General features: G+C 46.6%; 19 protein-coding genes and 1 riboswitch. Of the genes, 10 read left to right on the top strand and 9 right to left on the bottom strand.

Going from position 1 to position 19,601, the window contains the following annotated elements:
• Position 1 precedes the first annotated feature (1 nt).
• From ACF8EG_RS08700 to ACF8EG_RS08680, 5 genes are all read right to left on the bottom strand, one after another.
• Positions 2 to 1,261: an ABC transporter permease gene (locus ACF8EG_RS08700; RefSeq protein ID WP_005454685.1), complete on the bottom strand. Its 1,260-nt coding sequence runs from the start codon at positions 1,259 to 1,261 to the stop codon at positions 2 to 4.
• Entirely contained in the window at positions 1,258 to 1,986 is a 729-nt protein-coding gene (locus ACF8EG_RS08695; RefSeq protein WP_025517589.1) for an ABC transporter ATP-binding protein, read from the bottom strand. Before ACF8EG_RS08695 ends, ACF8EG_RS08700 begins: the two co-directional genes overlap by 4 nt.
• Before the next feature lie 64 nt (positions 1,987 to 2,050).
• Positions 2,051 to 2,665 carry a DUF2796 domain-containing protein gene (locus ACF8EG_RS08690; protein ID WP_047732660.1) on the bottom strand — a complete coding sequence of 205 codons (615 nt, stop codon included), beginning with the start codon at positions 2,663 to 2,665 and terminating at the stop codon, positions 2,051 to 2,053.
• Positions 2,666 to 2,793: 128 nt separating this feature from the next.
• A complete protein-coding gene (locus ACF8EG_RS08685) occupies positions 2,794 to 3,093 on the bottom strand; it encodes a DUF2607 domain-containing protein (protein ID WP_005454649.1) in 300 nt (99 codons plus the stop codon).
• Between the two features lie 159 nt (positions 3,094 to 3,252).
• Positions 3,253 to 3,804 carry a YtfJ family protein gene (locus ACF8EG_RS08680; protein WP_005454650.1) on the bottom strand — a complete coding sequence of 184 codons (552 nt, stop codon included), beginning with the start codon at positions 3,802 to 3,804 and terminating at the stop codon, positions 3,253 to 3,255.
• Positions 3,805 to 4,016: 212 nt separating this feature from the next.
• Here ACF8EG_RS08680 and ACF8EG_RS08675 point away from each other — a divergent pair, with 212 nt between their 5' ends.
• Positions 4,017 to 4,217, top strand: coding sequence for a DUF1107 domain-containing protein (locus tag ACF8EG_RS08675; RefSeq protein WP_005454667.1), 201 nt, complete (start codon positions 4,017 to 4,019; stop codon positions 4,215 to 4,217).
• 83 nt (positions 4,218 to 4,300) lie between these two features.
• On the opposite strand, the gene msrA is transcribed toward ACF8EG_RS08675, so the two are convergent.
• Positions 4,301 to 4,939 carry a peptide-methionine (S)-S-oxide reductase MsrA gene (gene msrA / locus ACF8EG_RS08670; RefSeq protein ID WP_021450132.1) on the bottom strand — a complete coding sequence of 213 codons (639 nt, stop codon included), beginning with the start codon at positions 4,937 to 4,939 and terminating at the stop codon, positions 4,301 to 4,303.
• Positions 4,940 to 5,106: 167 nt separating this feature from the next.
• On the opposite strand from msrA, the gene ACF8EG_RS08665 reads away from it, so the two are divergent.
• The 4 genes from ACF8EG_RS08665 (at position 5,107) to ACF8EG_RS08650 (ending at position 11,434) form a co-directional block, all read left to right on the top strand.
• Positions 5,107 to 6,819: an autotransporter assembly complex family protein gene (locus tag ACF8EG_RS08665; RefSeq protein ID WP_005454701.1), complete on the top strand. Its 1,713-nt coding sequence runs from the start codon at positions 5,107 to 5,109 to the stop codon at positions 6,817 to 6,819.
• Positions 6,816 to 10,583, top strand: a complete 3,768-nt coding sequence (locus tag ACF8EG_RS08660; RefSeq protein ID WP_047732656.1) for a translocation/assembly module TamB domain-containing protein — start codon at positions 6,816 to 6,818, stop codon at positions 10,581 to 10,583. Before ACF8EG_RS08665 ends, ACF8EG_RS08660 begins: the two co-directional genes overlap by 4 nt.
• 44 nt (positions 10,584 to 10,627) lie before the next feature.
• The gene (locus ACF8EG_RS08655; RefSeq protein ID WP_047732653.1) at positions 10,628 to 10,975 is read left to right on the top strand and encodes a gamma-glutamylcyclotransferase; all 348 of its coding nucleotides are present in this window, start codon (positions 10,628 to 10,630) and stop codon (positions 10,973 to 10,975) included.
• Positions 10,976 to 11,071: 96 nt separating this feature from the next.
• Entirely contained in the window at positions 11,072 to 11,434 is a 363-nt protein-coding gene (locus ACF8EG_RS08650; RefSeq protein ID WP_029559767.1) for a DUF2799 domain-containing protein, read from the top strand.
• A gap of 74 nt (positions 11,435 to 11,508) precedes the next feature.
• On the opposite strand, the gene ppa is transcribed toward ACF8EG_RS08650, so the two are convergent.
• Both ppa and fbp read right to left on the bottom strand, forming a co-directional pair.
• Positions 11,509 to 12,039: an inorganic diphosphatase gene (gene ppa, locus ACF8EG_RS08645; protein ID WP_021450134.1), complete on the bottom strand. Its 531-nt coding sequence runs from the start codon at positions 12,037 to 12,039 to the stop codon at positions 11,509 to 11,511.
• Positions 12,040 to 12,166: 127 nt separating this feature from the next.
• A complete protein-coding gene (gene fbp, locus ACF8EG_RS08640; RefSeq protein WP_005454699.1) occupies positions 12,167 to 13,183 on the bottom strand; it encodes a class 1 fructose-bisphosphatase in 1,017 nt (338 codons plus the stop codon).
• Between the two features lie 312 nt (positions 13,184 to 13,495).
• Here fbp and mpl point away from each other — a divergent pair, with 312 nt between their 5' ends.
• From mpl to thiQ, 5 genes are all read left to right on the top strand, one after another.
• Positions 13,496 to 14,854 (top strand): UDP-N-acetylmuramate:L-alanyl-gamma-D-glutamyl-meso-diaminopimelate ligase, encoded by a 1,359-nt coding sequence (mpl, locus tag ACF8EG_RS08635; RefSeq protein ID WP_047732650.1) that lies wholly within the window; start codon positions 13,496 to 13,498, stop codon positions 14,852 to 14,854.
• 5 nt (positions 14,855 to 14,859) lie between these two features.
• On the top strand, positions 14,860 to 15,498 hold the full coding sequence (locus tag ACF8EG_RS08630) for a flavin prenyltransferase UbiX (protein ID WP_047732647.1): 639 nt from the start codon (positions 14,860 to 14,862) through the stop codon (positions 15,496 to 15,498).
• Between the two features lie 37 nt (positions 15,499 to 15,535).
• Positions 15,536 to 15,672: riboswitch (TPP riboswitch) on the top strand.
• Between the two features lie 72 nt (positions 15,673 to 15,744).
• On the top strand, positions 15,745 to 16,737 hold the full coding sequence (gene thiB, locus ACF8EG_RS08625; protein WP_021450137.1) for a thiamine ABC transporter substrate binding subunit: 993 nt from the start codon (positions 15,745 to 15,747) through the stop codon (positions 16,735 to 16,737).
• A 41-nt stretch (positions 16,738 to 16,778) separates the two neighbouring features.
• On the top strand, positions 16,779 to 18,365 hold the full coding sequence (thiP, locus tag ACF8EG_RS08620) for a thiamine/thiamine pyrophosphate ABC transporter permease ThiP (RefSeq protein ID WP_080346445.1): 1,587 nt from the start codon (positions 16,779 to 16,781) through the stop codon (positions 18,363 to 18,365).
• Complete coding sequence (gene thiQ / locus ACF8EG_RS08615) at positions 18,365 to 19,069, top strand: thiamine ABC transporter ATP-binding protein (RefSeq protein ID WP_025523364.1); 705 nt, start codon at positions 18,365 to 18,367, stop codon at positions 19,067 to 19,069. Before thiP ends, thiQ begins: the two co-directional genes overlap by 1 nt.
• Positions 19,070 to 19,136: 67 nt before the next feature.
• Here thiQ and ACF8EG_RS08610 read toward each other — a convergent pair whose 3' ends face one another.
• A complete protein-coding gene (locus ACF8EG_RS08610; protein ID WP_005454686.1) occupies positions 19,137 to 19,574 on the bottom strand; it encodes a universal stress protein in 438 nt (145 codons plus the stop codon).
• Positions 19,575 to 19,601 lie beyond the last annotated feature (27 nt).

Raw genomic sequence — 19,601 nt, 5'->3', positions numbered from 1 at the left:
GTTAGATCCTTATGGTCATTCCGTCACTGAGTGACTGTCTGTAGGCGCGGAATGCTGGAATAAAACCAATCACAATACCGGCGCATTGTACAAAGCTAAGCAGCATCCATTCGTACGCAGAAAGCGTGCTTAACGTGAGATTTATACCGTAGTGTTGTTGAATTAGGGGCTGAAGTAGGGCGAGTATCGCATACAGCCCCAAAACGCCGGTGACGATACCTGCTGCTGTGAGTAAACTCGCTTCACTAATGAGCAGAGAAAAAACGTGGCGTGGGCGCGCTCCCATAGCGCGTAAAATGGCCATTTCTCGACGTCGTTCTTGTAAGCTGGTCAGTAGGCTGCTTAACATGCCGAGTAAACCCGCGATAACCACAAAACCAGAAACCGCCATCAAGGCCTGTTCTGCGACAGACATCATGCCCCACAATTCGTGTAGCGCGACACCGGGCATAATGGCACTGAGAGGTTCTTTCGGGTAGTTGTTGATCTGCCTTTGCAACGCAAAAGTTTGAATGCGCGATTTCAAGCCCACAAGCATGGCAGTGATCTGTTTTGGTTGAAAGTCCCTTTCTTGTAATACCTTGGCATCCGGTGTTGGGCCCAAGCGTGCACCACTTTCCCAACCGACATGAATGGCTTCGATCGCCTCTAACGAGACGTGAACAGTCTTATCTACTGGTGTGCCAGTTGGAGCTAAAATACCAACAACTTTGAATGGCAGTTTATCGTGACGACTGAAGCCAACATCGCTGATACCATGGGCAATGATGATTTCACTGCCTATCTGGTAACCCAATTGTTTGGCGACGTCCGATCCGAGTACGGTTTCAAATAATCCATTGAACTCTTTCCCTTTCGAGAAAGTAAGTGGTTGCTTACTTCCGTACTTATAATGCTCAAAGTAACTATGATTGGTTCCCATCACTCGAAAGCCTTTGTGAGAGTCTCCGAGCGAAATGGGAATTGCCCAATCAACCGCGCGATGCTGGCTGAATTCTTGGTAGCTTTTCCAATCGATATTATTGGTGGCATTACCGATACGAAAGACTGAATACAACAGTAAGTTCACTTGGCCAGAGCGTCCGCCGACAATTAGGTCGGTTCCGGAAATAGTGTTCGCAAAGCTGTCTTTTGCTTGAGTGCGGATACGTTCTACGCCAAGCAGCAAGATTACCGATATTGCTACCGTCATGATCGTCAACACCGCTGTCGCTTTGCGGTTCATCAAGCTTTTCCAAGCGAGTTTGATTACAGCACTCACGCTAGCACCTCCATGTTACTGCTTTGGTTTATTTCTGGCAGATTAATGGTGCGATCGAACAAGCTTTCCAGAGTTGGATCATGGCTGACAAAGATTAATGTCGCGTTGGCTTGATTAGCCTGTTCCATCAGCAGTTCGATGAACGCCATGCGATTATCATGATCGAGTGCAGATGTCGGCTCGTCAGCAATGACTAACGCAGGATGCCCTATTAGCGCACGAGCTGCCGCCACTCGCTGTTGTTGTCCAATACTCAGCTCTGACACTGGGCGAGAGTGTAAATTTGTCGGTAAATGAAGCCGCTCCAACAAGGTTGTCGCTTGTGCTAAAAGCTCGGCTTTGGAGGCGTTTGGTGTCACGCGATCTCGTCTCACTTTACTGAATTGGCAAGGAAGTAATACGTTGTCGATGACATTCAAATACGGCAGCAAGTTGAATTGCTGGAAGATATAACCAATGTGGTCGGCGCGGAATCTATCTCTGCGGCTTGAGCTTAGCGTCGCTAAGTTCGTATTGAGTACTGATAACGAGCCTGAACTTAACGTATTGATTCCGGTGAGCAAAGCTAAAAGTGTGGATTTTCCACAGCCACTTGGCCCTTTGATAAAGACATGCTCACCCGTTGCTATCTGCAAATCAGGAATATTGATCACCGCGGTCTCTGAACCGGGCCAGACAAACTGAGCCTGTTTGAGCTCAACCACGTTTGATGCTGAATCAGTCATAGTAAATCACCAAAGCGAATTAAAAAAACACAGCGTGTAAGTGGGTACTTACACGCTATTTGGGTTATTTGATTGCGATTTGAGTGTTGCTTTTGGTTAAGCTAGTGGCTGATTGAGTCGTATCTGTGAATAAGTTTACATTTACCGATTCAGTACTTGGGAATTGGTTAAACCAATCAGTTTGAATATGGCTGAGTTCGCCGACTTGGGCACAATGAAAGCGATATTGCACGGTAAATTCACCGTGGTCGCTGTGCTCTGAATGGTCGTGACCTTCATGATCGTCGTGATCGTGATGGGCGTGTTCATCATGATCATGGCCTTCATGATCATGGTGCTCATGTTCTTCATGTTGCCCCCCAAGCGTGTGTTCAACATGAACTTCTTCAATTTCGCATTGTGCTTGTGGGTTAATCGCAAACAGTGCGTTGCTATCTTCTAGCGTTGCGACTGCGTGTTGCAGTGTTTTCTCTTGCTCTGCATTTTCTGGTGCGTGTTCAAAGCCGACCACATCAGCACCAGGAGCTGTGATTTCGAGCAGCAAGTCACTGCCGTCTTGGGCAATATTAAATTCAACATGACCATGAACGTGCGCACTGTGTTGGCGGTATTCTTCTGCTGTTGCGACTGTCGATAGAGACAAACCGATAACGATCGCTAAAACCTGTTTAGATGGCATTTTACTTTCCTAATTTTGCTGATAAATCCGAGATCTGGTTGATTTCAGATTAGTACTCATTTGACGTTCTGTTATTGAAACGCGTCTATACACGTTGGAAATAACGTAATTGGGTTGTGTTTGAGTGTTTACGCAAAATAAGGCGGTGCACGCGCAGCGCTGAATACTTCTTCTACATGATGCGAGCGCTCTGAGACATCATCATAATGGGCCCGTGTGTATGACGGCACAGGGATTGCCGGTTGTGCTTTAGCGAGACCATGTTGCGCGCCAGCAAAGAGTTGGCAGTGATGATGGGTATGATGCTCTGGTGTGAGGTCGACTTGATGAAAGATCGAAGCAAAATTCCAGATGATCAGCAAAGCAACACTGAAAAGTACAACAGTGCGATGCCAAGATCTGAAAATGGTTTGCCAAGAAAAGTACATCTGAACGCCTGAAATCCTAACGGGTGTTATAATATAACACTCATTATTGGCAAAAGTTCACTCTTTTGTCTGGTGAGGAAAATTTAACACAGCATATTAGTGGGATACCGTGTGATTGAGGCTCCTGATTGGTGCCGAGTCAGGAGCCGTCATCTCGAACTAAATACTTTGCTTGATAAGGCCAATCACTTGTGTAATTTCGTCTTGCGTCAATGCGCCTTCTTTCACAAACAGAACTTTGCCTTGTTTATCTTGTACGATGATCGCAGAGCTTTCTTCTTTTAGCCCCCAAGTGTTCGCCACCAAGCCATTTTCATCCAATACCATTGATGACCAAGGAAACTCTTTTTTACTGTCTTGTGCTGAAGATTTCACAAATGAGCCAGTGCCCCAAATCGCATCATCTTGGTTGATGATGGTGGTGGTCTGGTAGCTATCTTCTGGGAATTTAGCGGCGGTAATTGCAGTCATCAGCGGTGCGTTCATCTCTTTTGAACTGCTGCGACCAGCAATCGCTTGAATTACGCGGACTTTACCTAGCATATGCTGTGTTGCCCAAGGTTGGTAAGCCACACCTTCACCTTGTAAAACAATTTCACCGTATGCGCCGACTTGTGCAGGTGGAACGGTTTCACCAACCGACAAGTTATGTGCGAAAGCCAAACTTGGAGAAAGAGCAAGCAGTAGAGGTAGGAGAGTCTTAGTTTTCATATTGTTATATTCCGTTTGGGTTTGGGAGTTAAGCCAGTATATATCCAGTCCCGGCAAATTTGTAGAATTGTCGATAACATTTATTTAACGTATGCAGTGGTGTAATGTTGCGTTGTAGTTAGAATTTGCTACACTGAACTCCGTCGCAAAATGCGCATTAAGGTTGCAGAGAATAAGCAATCGGGGTTTTCTCAAAGGAATTGAGGTGAATTATGCTACGTGAGTTTGCTGTATATCGACCACTACAAGTGGCCCGTTTCGTAAAGACGTTGTTTAAAGGGCAATTCTTCATTGTTGGGGTGGGAAGTTTCTGCTTTGATAATGGCAAAGTGCTGCTTCCTGATGTGAAAGATCAAAAGCGACTGGCTGTCTTTAAAGAAGTAAACCAAGCAATTTCATCATTATCCGCCTAAACCATTCATGGCGTGTTAACCCAAAAAACGAAAGATTAAAAAGAGCGACCTTGGTCGCTCTTTCTCGTTTCAGTGCAGTTTGATTAGCCTTGCAAGCTTGGTGGGAAGCAAACACCTGTGCCGCCTATGCCACAGTAGCCATCCGGATTCTTTGCAAGATACTGTTGATGGTAGGTTTCTGCAAAATAGTAAGGCCCTGCAGGGACGATCTCAGTAGTAATCGTTGAGCGAAGCTCAGCTTCTAATGCTTGTTGATACTGAAGCTTTGATTTTTCAGCAAGTTCTTGTTGCTCTTGAGAGTACGTGTAAATCGCAGATCGATATTGTGTGCCGAGATCGTTACCTTGGCGCATGCCTTGAGTCGGGTCGTGTTTTTCCCAAAATACCGCAAGGAGTTGTGCTAGTGAGATAACACGCTCATCAAACACGACTCTCACAACCTCAGTATGACCGGTTTTACCCGTACACACTTCTTCGTAGGTTGGATTTGGTGTAAACCCACCCGCATAACCCACAGATGTTGAAACCACGCCATCCAATTGCCAAAAGAGACGCTCAGCGCCCCAAAAGCACCCCATGCCTAACAAAATCTGTTGCTGATGATGGGCTAATGGTGCCGTTAGACTCGATTGATTTACAAAATGACAATCTTCAATCTGCATTGGTTGTTCTCTACCAGGCAGGGCATCTTCTATACTGATTAATGTCTGTTTGTTGAGCATGGTATTTGTCCTTTAATACGTGTCTTAAATTTGCGAACTTTTTCATTTCGTCTGTATCTGATGTTGTTATGACATAGACCGCGGTAAACCTATTAATATTACAGACTTAGCCTTTAATTGGCGTTATCATTATTTACGTTTATTTAACCTCATTCAGCTAAAAAAGCATGATAAAAAAAGCTCTCCCCATCATTGTTGGCTTGTTGGTTGTTTCTCAGAGCGCGTATGCCGATGTTTCTTTAAAGCTTAAAGGCATCGATGGCGCACTGGAAGATAACGTGAAAGCGTACCTGTCTTCGATTCCAGAGAAGGATTACTCCACTTCGCTGCGCTTTCAGGCGCGATTGGATCAAAGTATCACCGAAGCGCTTAATGCGCTTGGCTATTATCATGCAAAAATCTCATACTCTATTTCCGAAGGGAATGACGAGCTGATCGTTAACATCCACAAAGGCTTACCAGTTAAGATCAAAGTAATGGATGTCGTGATCAGCGGTGAAGCGAAAGAGGATGAAGAATTTACGAATCTCATCGCCAAATCGCCTTTAAAAGTTGGGCGGATTTTAAATCAGGGTGAGTATGACAGCCTTAAATCAGGGATTCGTAACCTGGCTTTGCAACGTGGTTACTTCAATGGTGACTTTAAGCTCAACAAGCTGGAAGTGATCCCTGAATTGAATGAAGCCAATGTGCGTTTGCACTACGACAGCGGTATTCGCTATCACTTTGGTCCGGTAGAAATTACGGGAAGCCAGATCTGGGAAAACCGTGTTGAGTCGATGCGACCTTTTGAAATTGGTGAACCTTATCTTGTCTCTGATGTGGGTGAATACAACCAAAACCTGTCTAACACGGATTGGTTCTCCTCCGTGTTTGTTGAGCCTGACTTAAGCAAGCTTGAAGATGGGCGCGAGTTGCCGATTAAAGTCTCGTTAGCGCCTGCTGCGAAAAACCAAATTGAAACCGGTATTGGTTACTCCACCGATACGGGTGTGCGCGGCACTTTAAAATGGAAAAAACCATGGGTAAGTGCACGCGGTCATAGCTTTAATACGGCGCTTTCTCTCTCCAAACCAGAACAAACCATCACCGCCGGCTACAAGATTCCATTAGACGACGTCTTACGTGAATACTATCAATTGCAATTTGGTCTGAAGCATTTGGACAACCGTGATACTGAGAGTTTGGAATCAAACCTTGCGGTAGAAAGACACTGGTTAACCGACGGTGGTTGGCACAAAACCGTGTACGTTCGTCACTTGTACGAAAACTTCTCGCAAGGTTTGCAAGATGATGGCGTGCAGTTTGTGCTTCCTGGCGCAACCTTTTCGCGTACTCGTGTCCGTGGTGGCAGTATGCCAATGTGGGGCGATAAGCAAAGCGTAACGGTTGAATACGGCGATCCGGCGCTACTGTCTGAAACGCGCGTATTGCGTTTGCTTGGGCGATCTTCGTGGATTCGTGGCATCGGCGAAAACCATCGTGGTTTGTTCCGTCTCGAAGGGGGGGCTAACATCACGGAGGAATTTGAAAAGCTTTCGCCATCGTTGCGTTTCTTTGCTGGTGGTGACAACAACATCCGTGGTTATGGCTATGAATCCATCTCACCTGTCGATGAAAGTGGCGCATTAACGGGTGCGAAATACATCTTAAGCAGCACCTTAGAGTATCAATATCGTGTTTACGGCAACTGGTGGGCCGCAACGTTCTACGATATTGGTGATGCGTTTAATGACACACCTGAATGGAAATCTGGTGCCGGGGTTGGTATTCGATGGGCTTCACCTGTGGGACCGGTAAGCTTCGACTTTGCGTGGGGGCTGGATGAAAAGCCAAACAACGAATTCCGCATCCACTTCTCTTTGGGGCCTGAGCTATGATCAAAAAGATGTTTAAGTGGACCAAGTGGTTATCACTAAGTTTGATTGGTCTGCTGTTGTTAATCACTATTTTTGTCGCAACGGTACTGTTTACCCATCCAGGGTTGAAGCTGGCGATTTGGGGCGCAGAGAAAGCCTTACCTCAACTCAAAGTCGAGAGCATTCAAGGTTCGCTATTCCCTCGTTTTGCACTGCAAAATGTCAGTTTTGTTGATGAGTCTTTACATATTGATGCGAAAGTTGAGCGCCTTGCGTTGGCGATTAACTTCCGCTGTTTCTTTGACCCAAAAGTGTGTGTTGATGAACTGGCGTTACAAGGTGTTAACTTCCAAATGCCAGAATTGCCACCTGCCAGTGAAGAGCCTGAAGAAGAAACACCACCGCTGCGTTCTATCAGCACGCCAGTGCCAATTTTTGTCAATAAAGTCAGCTTTAATGACATCAACGTCAATGTGTTAGGCAATCAGATTGATTGGCAAACGTTCTCGACCGCTTTGTCGATGCAGGGCGATCGTTTGGTGATCGCACCAACCACATTGAAAGACATCAATGTTGCGCTCGCACCAAGTGAAGCTGAACCTGAAGCGGCTGCCGAGGAGCCGAAAGAAACTGACGCTACGCCGCAAGATATTGTGTTACCAGAAGTATGGATTCCGCTGACGGTAGAAGCGCGCCGTCTGGATATTTACAATTTTAAACTGGCAGGTGAAACGCCAGTGATCGTCAATCATCTTGGTTTGGTTGCAAGAGCGGGTGGTGAGCGTGTTGATGTCAAAACGTTAGAGCTCGACATGCCAGAAGTGGAAGGCAAGTTAAGCACACAAGTGACCCTTTCTGCTGATTACCCAATCAAAGCGCAATTGGACGCGTTAGTGAAGCAAGCGGATGCGAAGGGACAAAAACTGTCGCTTTCGGCCTCTGGTTCGGTTGGGGATTTATCGTTAAATGCTACTCTTTCTGAGCTTGTACAAGCGGAGATCAAAGGTGACATCCAACCGCTTAAAACGCAGTTGCCGTTTGATGTTTCGATCAAAAATGTTCAAGCGCAATGGCCGCTATTTGGGCAAAGTGATTATCTGGTTTCTGTACCAAGTTTGGCGGCAAAAGGTTCACTTGATGGTTACGAAGTCGCATTAGAAACCAAAGCGTCAGGCAAAGACATTCCCGCCGTTGATGTTGCGCTGAACGGCAAAGGTACGCTGGAGCAAATCGATCTCGAAAGCCTTGTAGTGAAAACTTTGGGGGGCGAACTTTCCGGTAAAGTTATGGCGAATTGGGCGGCGCCAATCAACTGGCAAGCCGACCTGAACCTAAAAAACATTCAACCAGGATTGCAGTGGAAAGAAGCAGAAGGGGATATCAGCGGTAGCCTCTCGACTTCGGGATCGTTAACGGAACAAGGTGGTTGGCAAGTCAGTTTGCCTAAGTTAGACATCGACGGCATTTTGCGAGGTTATCCATTGAATGTCGAAGGGCAACTTGAAGCGTCTGATAAGAATGGCAAAGGTGAAGACATCCAACTAACCACTCAAGGTTTAGCGCTTTCTCATGGCCCGAACCAACTGAGTGCGAAGGGCAAGATCGACAAACAAATCTTGATGGATGTTGAAGTTAACTTCCCTGACTTTGCGAAAAGTGTTCCGGATCTTGCGGGTAAGATGCAAGGTAAAGTAGCGCTACGTGGTAGTTTGAAAGAGCCTGACATCAATCTTGATCTCGCTTTAAATCAGATCAACTGGCAGCAACAGGCGAATGTAGAAACGATCACCTTAAAGGGCGATGTGACACCTCTGCCAGCACCAAAAGCGAACTTAAGTCTTATTGCGAATAACATTACCTACGACGACATTAAAGTTGATAGCGCGGATCTTGAAGTCTCTGGAGATGAAAAACTGCATCAACTGACGCTTGATGTGGTGTCTGATCTGGTTTCGACCAGTTTGGAAATCGAAGGGACGTTTAAGCAGAAGCCAGAAATGATTTGGGATGGGGCGCTGCGCCGCTTGACGCTGAGCTCGCAACAAGGTCCTTGGTCACTGCAAAAATCGACTGCGGTGAAGGTCAATATCGACAAACAGATCGCGAATGTTCAAGCCCATTGTTGGTTGCAAGCGAAGTCGAGCGTGTGTCTAACCGAAGATATTAGTGTCGGTAAGAGTGGTCAAGCGAAGTTAGCGATCAATGATTTTAATTTTGACCAAATCAAACAATTCCTGCCGCCAGAAACCAAGCTGCAAGGTTCAGTTAATGCACAGGCTTTTGCTAAATGGGCTCCAGAGAAAAAGCCTGAAGTTACCTTGAGTGTCAACATGCCAAAAGGTCAAGTTGAACAAGCACTAGAGCAGCCAATTAAAGTGGGCTGGGACAGCTTCAGCTTTAAAGCGGCATTAGCGAAAGACAAGCTTGATGCTGAGTGGTTATTTGATGTGAAAGATAACGGTGACTTGTCTGGTAAGGTTTCTTTACTGAATGTCTCATCTGAGAAGCCAACTATTGACGGTAAGGTTGCGCTTTCTACGTTCCACTTGGACTTCTTGGCTCCGTTGATCGGGGAATACAGCTTGTTCAAGGCGAATATGAATACTGATTTGGCCTTGTCTGGTGATGTCATGCATCCAAAAGTGAATGGTCAGTTCCTTATCGATCAAATGAAGCTGCAAGGCGAAGTGACGCCAATCGACATCAACTCCGGACAAGTCGTGATCAACTTCAAAGGTCACCAAGCGGATTTGGATGCTGGGATCATTACGCCTGACGGTAAGCTAGAAATCACCGGTGATGCTGACTGGCGTGACTTGCAAGACTGGCGCACTCGCGCCCGCGTGTTTGCAAAAGAACTAAAAGTTGATATGCCGCCGATGGTCAAAATCAAAGTTGAGCCGGACATGACCATTGATGTCACGCCGCAATTGGCGAAGGTGGAAGGTAACATCAATCTGCCGTGGGGGCGTATCGTCATTGAGGAACTGCCACCAAGTGCGGTTGGGGTGTCGAGTGATACCGTGATTTTAAACAAGGATTTACAGCCAGTTGATGAAGTGACGGCCATGCCATTCAACGTTGAAACGGACATCAACATCAAGATTGGTGACGACTTCCAACTTGCGGCGTTTGGCTTGAAGGGCGGCTTGAAAGGTAGCCTTAACGTGACACAAAAAGACAAAGGACCATTCATCGTTGGTGAGGTAAACATCGTTGACGGTTCTTACCGTTCATTTGGTCAAGATTTGGTGATCGAAGAAGGTAAGATCTTAATGAATGGTCCCGCGGATCAACCGTATGTATCGATCAAAGCGATTCGTAACCCTGACAATACTCAAGACGATGTGATCGCAGGTGTGCGTGTGACTGGCCCAGCTTCAGATCCGAGTGTGGAAATTTTCTCGGAGCCAGCGATGCCACAAGCCAACGCGTTGTCTTACCTGCTTCGTGGTCAAGATATTGATGGTGAGTCGGGTGGTAACGCGATGACGACTACATTGATTGGTCTGAGTTTGGCGAAAAGCGGTCGTGTTGTTGGAGAAATCGGTGAAGCCTTTGGCGTACAAGATTTACAGCTTGATACGGCAGGCTCGGGTGATGACTCTCAAGTGACAGTGAGTGGTTACATTTTGCCAGGTCTACAGGTTAAGTATGGTGTTGGCATCTTCAACTCGCTGGGTGAGTTCACGGTGCGTTACCGATTGATGCAAGACTTGTATTTAGAGGCGGTATCTGGTGTAGATAGCGCAGTTGACCTACTCTATCAATTTGAATTTGATTAGGGCACACGTCCTAACCACACAGAACTCATAGCTAAGGAGTGGTTATGCAGCATTTGATTTTTGTCTACGGGACGTTACGTAAGGGAGAGTACAACCATCATTATTTGAGCTCGGCTCAATTTCTTGGTTTACATGAAACGGACGCCCAATTTTCGCTCTACGATGTAGGTTCGTACCCAGCGCTGTCAGAAGGGCAGCGCTCAATCCAAGGCGAAGTTTATATGATTGATGATGATACTTTGGTGGCGCTCGATAAGCTTGAAGACGTACCGGTCGAATATCGCAGAGAGAGCATTGCAACGCCATTTGGCCAAGCGTGGATTTACTTGTATCAAGACACGGAGCAGCTTACGGAAGAGATAGCGTCTGGCGATTGGTGTCAAAGGGTGTGAACTATACTTAAGTAACCATCGTAAGAACGTTGTCGAGATTTAAAAACGTTTCTAAATACGTTAGAAAACGACAAGTCAGAAAAGTAAGGAGTGATGATGAGAGTGTTAATAATTGGCGCGATGATGATGCTTCTGTCTGCTTGTGCGCAAACCACCTTACCAGCTTCAACCAGTGTGACTGATTGGCAAGCGTTCGGGAAACAGTCTGCCTTAGATGGATTACGAGAGTTGTCACAAGAGCGGATAGCTAAGTTGGATGACACTAACCACGCAACGCCAGAACTGATCATGGCCTACCAAAACGGTTATCAAGAAGGTAAGCAAGAGTATTGTGAGCAAAGTGCCTATATGCTGGGTGTGGTTGGACGACCGTATTTCGGAATATGCGATGACGTTGACCCGTTCTTCCAACACGATTATGACGCTGGTCGTATGTCCTCCGCAGGAGCTCCTATTTAAGGCAAGCGTTTAGGTTAGAAAGCAAAAGAGCTGCACTTTGCAGCTCTTTTTGTATTCGGGGTTGACGTTTACGCTTATTTGTTTTGCGCACGTTCGTAAGATTGTAGAATCTCTGCTTTTGCCGCTTCTACATCTGCCCAGCCATCAACTTTCACCCACTTTCCTGATTCCAACTCTTTGTAGCGCTCAAAGAAATGCGTGATTTGCGCTTTTAGCAACTCAGGAATGTCGCCCACATCTTGAATGTGTTCATACTCTTTAGAGATTTTAGAGTGCGGTACGGCAACGACTTTTGCATCTTCGCCCGATTCATCCGTCATCTTCAAAACGCCAACAGGTCGGCAGCGAATAACAGAACCTGGGATGAGTGGGTATGGCGTTGGGACAAGGACATCTACTGGGTCACCATCAAGCGAAAGTGTGTTGTTCACGTAACCGTAGTTACATGGGTAAAACATTGGCGCAGACATGAAACGGTCGACAAATACAGCACCAGAGTCTTTATCTACTTCGTATTTGATAGGGTCTGCATTGGCAGGGATTTCGATAACGACGTAAATATCTTCAGGTAGCGATTTACCTGCTGGTACATGGTTTAGGCTCATTTGAATATTCCTTTTCATTGAGGATGAGTAGCCAGAAGATCGCCCTCATCTATGATTAATTCGCATTTCACTTTAGCGACAAAAACGCGGCAAGTAAACACCTGCCGCGTTGGACAAAGGTCTGAGATTATTCTTCGTCGCGGTGCAGTTCAAGGAACTCTTCAACTTTGCGAACCATGTTCTTCGAACCCACAAAGAAAGGTACACGCTGGTGTAGCTCAGTCGGTTTGATGTCCATGATGCGATTCACGCCATCTGATGCAATGCCGCCCGCTTGTTCGATGAGAAATGCCATTGGGTTGCATTCGTAAAGCAGGCGAAGTTTGCCTTGTGGGTGACTTTGCGTACTTGGGTAAAGGTAGATGCCACCTTTAAGCAGGTTGCGATGGAAATCCGCCACCAAAGAACCAATGTAGCGAGAGGTGTATGGACGACCGTCTTCAGGCACATTCTCTTGGCAGTATTTGATGTACTTTTTCACACCTTGTGGGAAACGAATGTAGTTACCTTCGTTGATGGAGTAGATCTTACCATCTTCAGGAATCATCATGTTTTCATGAGATAGGCAGAAGCTGCCGATGGATGGGTCGTAAGTAAAGCCGTTTACGCCGTTACCTGTGGTGTACACCAACATAGTTGATGAACCGTAAATTACGTAACCTGCTGCAACTTGCTTATGACCTGGCTGAAGGAAATCTTCTTCTGTCGCGGGTGTGCCAATAGGCGAAACACGGCGATAAATAGAGAAGATGGTACCGACAGACACGTTTACGTCGATATTTGAAGAACCATCAAGTGGGTCCATCAATACAACATACTTTGCGTTTTGGTTGAGTTCTTTGTTGAACGCAACCGCTTCATCTTCTTCTTCACTGGCAACGCCACAAACTTGGTCACGAGCTTCAAGCGCCGCTTTAAATTTGTCGTTCGCGTACACGTCTAGCTTTTGCTGTGCTTCGCCTTGGACATTTTCCGTGCCGACAGCGCCAGTGATATCACCAAGACCTGCTGCGTTGATTTCACGGTTAACGATTTTTGCAGCTAAACGAATGGATGCTAAAAGAGATGAGAGATCACCGCTAGCGTGGGGGAAATCCGCTTGTTTTTCAACAATGAATTCGCCTAGGGTGCGCATTCCTGACATGGTTAATCCTTACATTTACATTTCATTGGGGGTGTTGCGCAACGGGCATCTCTTTATGGATGTTAAACGTTTGCGCTAGATGTAATTTTAAGTCGTGGATCTTTTTAATGGTAATGAAGTAACTGTCTGAGATCTCAATTTATTTGTCTGCTCAAATTAGGGATTCATTCGCAGGTCAGAGCGCTGTACAGTCTCTGTTCAACCTTGTCATATTTGTGAAAGGGACTGCAAGAAGAAGGCTAAAGTCACTCGCTTTTCTGGTCGTTATCGCGATAATGAAGGCATCAAAGAACGCATTACAAGGTTTAGTTTATGCACATTCATATCTTGGGTATCTGTGGCACGTTTATGGGCGGCGCAGCAATTTTAGCGCGTCAATTAGGGCATAAAGTGACGGGTTCTGATGCCAATGTTTACCCACCGATGAGCACATTGCTAGAGTCTCAAGGTATTGAAATTATTGAAGGCTTCGACCCGTCTCAACTCGATCCTCAACCTGACCTTGTGGTGATTGGTAACGCGATGAGCCGTGGCAATCCGTGTGTTGAGCATGTACTTAATAGCAACATGCGTTACACCTCAGGACCACAATGGCTGAACGAATTTTTACTGCATGATCGTTGGGTGTTGGCTGTTTCCGGTACACACGGCAAAACGACCACTTCGAGCATGCTGGCGTGGATACTCGAAGACTGTGGTTACCAACCTGGTTTCCTCGTTGGTGGCGTGTTGGGTAACTTCGGTGTGTCGGCTCGTTTGGGCGAAAGCATGTTTTTTGTTGTTGAAGCGGACGAATATGACAGTGCTTTTTTCGATAAGCGTTCTAAGTTTGTGCATTACCATCCTCGCACTTTAATCATGAACAACCTTGAGTTCGATCATGCTGACATCTTCGATGATCTAGAAGCGATCAAGCGTCAATTCCATCATTTAGTGCGAACGGTACCGGGCAATGGTTTGATCTTAGCGCCGAAGCAGGATCAAGCTTTGGCGGATGTATTAGAGCGTGGCTGCTGGACGGAAAGACAGTTCTCTGGTGAGGATGGTGACTGGCAAGCGCACAAATTAGTGCTTGATGGCTCAAAATTTGAAGTTGCTTTGCAAGGCGAGAAGGTCGGTATCGTCGAATGGGATTTGGTGGGTGACCACAATGTGGATAATGCACTGATGGCGATCGCTGCCGCACGACACGTTGGTGTAACGCCGGAACTTGCTTGTCAGGCGTTGGGGCGTTTTATCAACACTAAGCGTCGCTTAGAGCTCAAAGGTGAAGAACAAGGCATCACGGTTTACGATGATTTCGCGCATCACCCTACGGCAATTGAACTGACACTGGGTGGTTTGCGTAACAAAGTGGGTGAAAAACGTATCCTTGCTGTGTTGGAACCTCGCTCTGCCACCATGAAGCGTGGTGTTCATAAGAACACACTCGCGGATTCGCTACACAGCGCAGATGAAGTGTTCTTATTCCAGCCAGACAATATCGAATGGTCGGTGCAAGACATTGCTGATCAATGCAAGCAGCCAGCGTTTGTCGATGCCGATATAGATAACTTTGTGGCTAAAATTGTCGAACGTGCTCAGCCTGGAGACCAAATTCTGGTAATGAGTAACGGTGGCTTTGGTGGTATTCACGGAAAACTTCTTGAGCAGTTAAAACTAAAAGCCTGATTGATATGCACAACAAAATACAACCCTCTCAGAAAAAAGCCATCACGTTGGCATTAACGGGTGCCTCTGGTGCTCCTTATGGCCTTCGTCTTTTAGAATGTTTGGTCGCGGCGGATTATCATGTCTACGTTCTGATTTCTTCGGCGGCTCGCGTTGTGATGGCAACCGAACACAACCTTAAGCTGCCAAGTGGGGCAGACGCCGCAAAGCAAACACTGGTGGAACATCTCAACTGTGATCCAAATAACATCACTGTTTGTGGTAAAGATGACTGGTTCTCACCGGTAGCGTCTGGCTCAGCGGCACCAAAGCAAATGGTGGTTTGCCCATGTTCAGCAGGAAGTGTTGCGGCGATCGCGCATGGTATGTCGGACAACTTGATCGAACGGGCGGCTGATGTGGTAATGAAAGAACGCGGGCAACTGTTGCTCGTGGTTCGTGAAACGCCATTTTCAACGCTGCATCTTGAGAACATGCACAAGCTATCGCAAATGGGCGTCACCATCATGCCAGCGGCTCCGGGCTTCTACCATCAGCCAAAGAGCATTGAAGACTTAGTGGATTTTATGGTGGCGAGAATTCTCGACCACTTGGGTATTGAGCAAGGTTTAGTGCCTCGTTGGGGCTATGACCAGCGCTCGTGAGCTGATTGTGTAACCACTCAAATACCTTTACAATCCATCCAACTCATCGGGGAGCAAACCCATTTTGCATTGAGTCAATCAATGCATTTGGGCGCTGAGACCTAAGTGTTTTACTAGGGACCCGTATTACCTGAACCAGATAATGCTGGCGTAGGAATTGAGTCTGGATATTGGAAATCCTTAATAGCCGCCTCAAACCCTGTGCCGCTCAACTTATTTCTCTGAAATACTCATGGAGAGCGAGCAGTGAAAACCACTCTAAATCTGATTGCCTTAGCTGCAATCACCTCTACTTCAGCGTTTGCCGCTGAAAACACATTAACCATCTATACCTACGACTCTTTTGCCGCAGATTGGGGGCCGGGTCCTAAAATCGAGCAAGCTTTTGAAGCAAAATGTGGCTGTGACGTTAACTTCGTAGCGTTGGACGATGGTGTGTCGATCCTGAATCGTCTTCGTCTTGAAGGCGGTAATAGCAAAGCCGACATCGTGTTAGGTTTGGATAACAACCTGATGGCAGAAGCGAAGAAAACCGGTCTGCTTACCGAGCACAATGTGGATACGGCCAACACAGTGTTACCAAACGGTTGGAGCGATACGACGTTTGTACCGTACGATTACGGCTACTTCGCGTTTGTGTACAACAAAGAGAAACTGGCTAATCCACCGAAAAGCATGAAAGAGCTGGTGGAAACGCGCGACGATTTGAAAGTGATTTATCAAGATCCGCGTACGTCAACGCCGGGCCAAGGCTTGATGCTGTGGATGAAATCCATTTATGGCGACGATGTGACGCAAGCGTGGCAGAAGCTAGCAAGCAAAACCGTAACGGTCACGAAAGGTTGGTCAGAAGCGTATTCTATGTTCCTCAATGGTGAGTCCGATTTAGTGCTTTCTTACACCACCTCACCTGCTTACCACTTAATTGCGGAAAACGATTCGAAGTTTGCGACGGCGAATTTTTCTGAAGGCCACTACATGCAAGTTGAAGTCGCCGCCAAAGTGAAAGGGTCAAAAAATTCAGAACTTGCTGATAAGTTTATGGATTTCATTTTAAGTGATGAGTTCCAGTCAGCGATGCCAACGGGCAACTGGATGTACCCAGTTACTGACGTTGAGTTACCTAAAGGTTTTGAAACCTTGAGCGTTCCAAGCAAGTCGTTGAGTTTTAGTGCTGATGAAGTGGCAAAAATGCGTAAGTCTTGGATTCGCGAATGGCAAAGTGCACTGACGTTTTAGCTGACGTTTCCACCCTCATCTGAATGAGATAGGTTTTACCTTTGAATTCTGTTCCAAAAATAGGTTTAGGGGTCGCGATGATCATCGCGACCTTTGTTATTTCTGCCCTAGGTGCTTTGATTGTTCAAGCCCCTTCACTTGATGTGTCTGTGGTATGGGACGACCCGTATTATCAACATGTCACCAAGTTCAGCTTTTACCAAGCTTTTCTTTCCACATTGCTCAGTGTTGGTTTTGCCATTCCAGTTGCGCACGCGCTTTCGCGTCGCCAATTTTGGGGTAAATCATTACTGCTTAAGCTATTTGCATCGACACTGGTTTTGCCGGTTTTGGTTGGTGTTTTTGGGCTATTAGCGATTTATGGCAATAGCGGTTTGTTAGCGCAATGGCTGCAAGGTTTCGACACCAAACTTCCATTTTCTATTTATGGTTTGAATGGCATCTTACTTGCCCATGTGTTCTTTAATTTACCTTACGCGGCCCGCTTGCTGCTGCAAGCCTTGGAGTCTATCCCTGCTGAGCAACACAAGCTGTGTGCGCATCTTGGTATGAGCCATTGGGATAAGTTTCGCTGGGTGGAATGGCCGCGTTTAAGGCAGCAACTTCCTCACGTTTGTGGCTTGGTATTTATGTTGTGCTTCACCAGTTTTGCCACTGTGATGGCGCTGGGTGGCGGGCCAAAATCCACCACTATTGAGCTAGCCATCTATCAAGCGATTAAGTTTGATTTTGATTTGCAAGCTGGTGCGTTATTAGCGTTGTGGCAGATGCTGTTGTGTGGACTACTTGCGATTGGAGTACAGAAGTTAACAAAGCCTGTTGCTATCAGTGCTGGCAGCACATCGGTACAGCAATTTTTAACGAAGGATCATGGGTGGTCAAAAGCTTGGGATAGCTTTTGGATCATAGGTGCCTTTTTACTGGTGATACCGCCGTTACTGATGGTGTTACTGAGTGGTATCAACCAACAAGTTTGGACGGTGTTAACCGATGAACGTTTTTGGTCTGCGTTATCTAACTCGCTCAAAGTTGCAGGGTTAGCCAGTGCGCTTGCGGTCGCTGCGGGAGTGTCTATATTGTTGACCAGTCGCCGTTGGCGTTTGCAGTATAAAAACACGCGAGCTGATCAGATAGAGTTAATCGGTACCATTATTCTAGTGACGCCGGGGCTGGTGATTAGCACTGGCCTATTCTTACTACTGCGATCATTTACCGATGTTTTTAGCTTGGCGTTTTTTGTCGTGATTTTGGTGAATGGTTTGATGGCTTTGCCTTACGTGATCAAAACGCTAGTGCAACCGATGCTGCACGTTGAGCAACAGTATCAGTATGTATGTGCCAGCTTAGGCATGCGTGGCTGGCAACGATTTAAAGTGGTGGAGTGGCAGGCGCTGCGCAAGCCGTTTGCACATGCGTTTGCGATCAGCTTTATGTTTGCAATAGGGGATTTAAGCGCGATAGCGCTGTTTGGTGGACAAGAATTTCGTACCTTACCTCTGTATTTGTTCCAGTTGCTTGGCAGTTATCAGATGGACGCCGCTGCGGTGGTGTCCGTGACGCTATTGTTGTTGAGTGTGGGCTGTTTTGCCTTGATAGAGAAAGTATTGAAAGCGAAGGAGAAAGCATAATGCTAGTGTTGGATGATGTGCAGTACACCTACCAACGTGAACTGTTTCGTTTTGAGTTGAGCATTGAACGTGGTCAGATTGTATCGTTGATGGGGCCGAGTGGGGCAGGGAAATCAACCTTGCTGGCTCTGGTTGCAGGATTCATCCATCCTGACCAAGGTGACATTCGGGTTGATGGTGAGTCGATTGTGCGCAAAGAGCCTTATCAGCGTCCTTTCTCCATGCTGTTCCAAGAGCATAACTTGTTTTCTCACTTGTCGGTGCGTGACAACATTGGCTTAGGTTTACACCCGGGACTAAAGCTCACGGTAGACCAAAAACGTCAGGTTGAACAAGCTGCGCAGCAAGTTGGCGTTGCAGAGTACCTCGACCGTTTGCCTGAGCACCTTTCTGGAGGGCAGCGTCAACGTGTTGCCTTAGCGCGTTGTTTTGTTCAGCCTCATTCCATGTGGCTGTTGGATGAGCCTTTCTCGGCACTTGATCCGGTGTTGCGTGAAGAGATGCTGAGCTTGGTAAAAAAACTGGCCGCGGAGCGGGGAATTACCGTGTTGATGGTTACGCATCATCTTAGTGATGCCAAAGCGATTGCGAGTCACTTTGTCTTTGTTGCTAACGGAAAAGTAGAAGCGGTGGGTGAGATTGATGCCCTGACTGCCGAACATCCCAGCAAGACCCTACAGGCCTTCGTTCGCGCCGCCGGATAATGATGAGAGATACAAAAAAGGTTGATGCTCGCATCAACCTTTTTTCTTTTCTTGAGTGGCCGTAAGCTTAACCTTGCGGCTTCACTACCATCACATTGATTGGAGAATATTCCACAACTTTACTTGCAACAGAACCAAGCATCACTTTGTTGATTTTCGAACGCTTGTGACTTGGCATGATAATAAGGTCTGCGCCCAAACGTTCGGCGTAATCAAGAATTGTTGCGTAAGCTTTGCCTTCGGCAACGTGCACTTTGTAAATCACTTCATCATCAATGTGCTCGCTGGCAAATGCTTTTAGCTGCTGCTTCACATCTTGCTTCATTTTCGCCGCTGCGTCTTTTGGGAAGTAAGTGGCGACCATCGACATGTGAATACCTGGCAAAACAGTGAGCAGGTGGATTTCTGCGTTTGCTTGTTTTGCTTGCCACACCGCCAGTTCAACCGCTCGGTCTGAGAAGCCTTGGTCATTTAGATCAACCGGAACAAGAATTTGTTTATACATTCAATGTCTCTCACTAAGGCCCCAGAT

Source organism: Vibrio sp. YQ_11 (genome assembly GCF_043103065.1).
Taxonomy (GTDB): Bacteria; Pseudomonadota; Gammaproteobacteria; order Enterobacterales; family Vibrionaceae; genus Vibrio; species Vibrio parahaemolyticus.
The sequence above is the reverse complement of the archived record's forward strand: the minus strand, read 5'-3'. Positions and strand labels throughout refer to the sequence as shown.